The sequence below is a fragment of the Bradyrhizobium sp. OK095 genome (assembly GCF_900109945.1).
Classification (GTDB): domain Bacteria; phylum Pseudomonadota; class Alphaproteobacteria; order Rhizobiales; family Xanthobacteraceae; genus Bradyrhizobium.
This window is the reverse complement of the sequence record NZ_FOBX01000040.1, coordinates 1-1,709: the sequence shown is the minus strand read 5'-3', so window position 1 is coordinate 1,709 and position 1,709 is coordinate 1. Positions and strand designations below refer to the sequence as shown.

The 1,709-nt window shown below is 50.7% G+C and carries 2 protein-coding genes; one reads left to right on the top strand and one right to left on the bottom strand.

Annotated features, from left to right (window positions below):
* Positions 1 to 17: 17 nt before the first annotated feature.
* Positions 18 to 986, top strand: coding sequence for a GNAT family N-acetyltransferase (locus BMW89_RS37655; RefSeq protein ID WP_177196595.1), 969 nt, complete (start codon positions 18 to 20; stop codon positions 984 to 986).
* On the opposite strand, the gene BMW89_RS38725 is transcribed toward BMW89_RS37655, so the two are convergent.
* Positions 961 to 1,692, bottom strand: a complete 732-nt coding sequence (locus BMW89_RS38725; protein ID WP_092035270.1) for a class I SAM-dependent methyltransferase — start codon at positions 1,690 to 1,692, stop codon at positions 961 to 963. The genes BMW89_RS37655 and BMW89_RS38725 overlap by 26 nt on opposite strands.
* Positions 1,693 to 1,709: the final 17 nt, after the last annotated feature.

The window sequence follows — 1,709 nt, the reverse complement described above, 5'->3', positions numbered from 1 at the left end:
TCACATAACTCGGAATTATGGCTCTAGTTACTTCCGCCTTTGCCCTGGAAGTTTTCGACCGACGGAGGGCTCGCTCCGATCGATTGGCCGAATTCCTTTTGATCTATGTTCAACATTTCGGCCCCGAACATCGAACTCCGACTAATGAACTGGTGGAATTCCTTCTGTCACCAGTCAAAGGGCAGTCAATTCTCTATTTCGGACTGACGTACGACGGTGAGCCGTGCGGGTTCGCTACCTTCATGCACTATCCTGACGGTCCAATAGGAGTGATCGATCATCTCGTGGTGGCTCCGAATCTGCGCGGCTTCGGCGGATTCTTCATATTTTGCGATCTGATCGCGAAATGCCTCGAGCAAAAGCGCATTCCAATTGACCATTTGATTTCAGAAGTGACGCTTAGTCATCCGAGTTCAGCACCCACGATTAGACCAGCCGTGTTGGTGCGGATGATGAGACTCGTCGGGTTCAAGGCAGTCCGCTCAGCTTATTGGGCGCCAGACCCGGCTATCCTAGAAGACGTGGATAGCTGCAGAGCCGCACTTTTGTTGGCGTCTCAACCCGAACGAGACGATTTACCGGCCAGTGAATTCACCCGTATCGTCGAACTAATTTACAGAACTCACTACGGACTTTGGTATGAACGGACAATGACGAAGGAAAAATACGAACGCTATCGTCACGCCTCAGACAAGCTCTTAGCGAAGATTAAATTGAGCGTTGCGAAGGAAAAACGAGTAGTTCTCAACGGGATGAAGAACTTTGATCTTGTTTTCTCCCTGGATTCGTCGCCTAGACCTGATCCATCAACTATTTTCTATGTAGCATTGATTGCGCTCCCGGCAGCGGTCGGACTCGCTGTGGGGTTTGCGCAGGAACTAAAGGTTGCGGCTATTGCAACAACGATTTCGATCGTCATTATCGCCCTATTCGCAATCAACAGAAAGCTCCGGGGTCTTCTTATGCGAGCTTTTCGGCTAAAATGATCACATCGTCGGCGAACATTCCCAATCGTTGGACAAAGGGGTCAAGTACCGCAAATTTCGCAGAGGTTTGTTGACCGAGACCGATCCGCAGACCCAATGCGGATGCAATATGAAACCGCTGAACTTTCCGGCCTTGGAGACGAGCTCCCCTTAGGATCGTAGTTATGTAAGATGGGCGATAAACCCAAAGCGTGTCAGGTCGCCCCCCGTTTATCGTTTCGGTCCTTGCTACCGGCATACCCCACGTTGATTTTAGTACGTGCTCGAAGCTAGTTGACGTTTCGTAGTGCAGTATAAGATGTCCACCAGGACGTAGAACTCGCGAGACTTCTGATATTGCTTCGATTGCTGACACGTAATTTAGTACGGATGCGACGCAGACGACAAAATCGAACGATCCTTTCTCAAACGGCAGCGAACATAGATCGCCTACCACTCCGTTTGATTTAGCTCTCGTTTGTAGGAAGTGTCGATCAAGACATATCGAGCGCTCGGGCATCCAAGGATAAGCTTCCGAGCCACATCCGGCATCGAGTATCGCCTCAGCCTCGCTAAGCAAATGACTCGCGTGGCGACTACAAAAGGCGCTGATAGATGCGCGCTTGTAGCTGTTCCACCGATCCTTCGGATCCCAGATAGGTTGACCGTCGCCGTAGAGGCGCCTCGCGGCATCTCGAACAATAAGCTCGTCATCAAGCCGCGACATAATTCCGAGTTATGTGA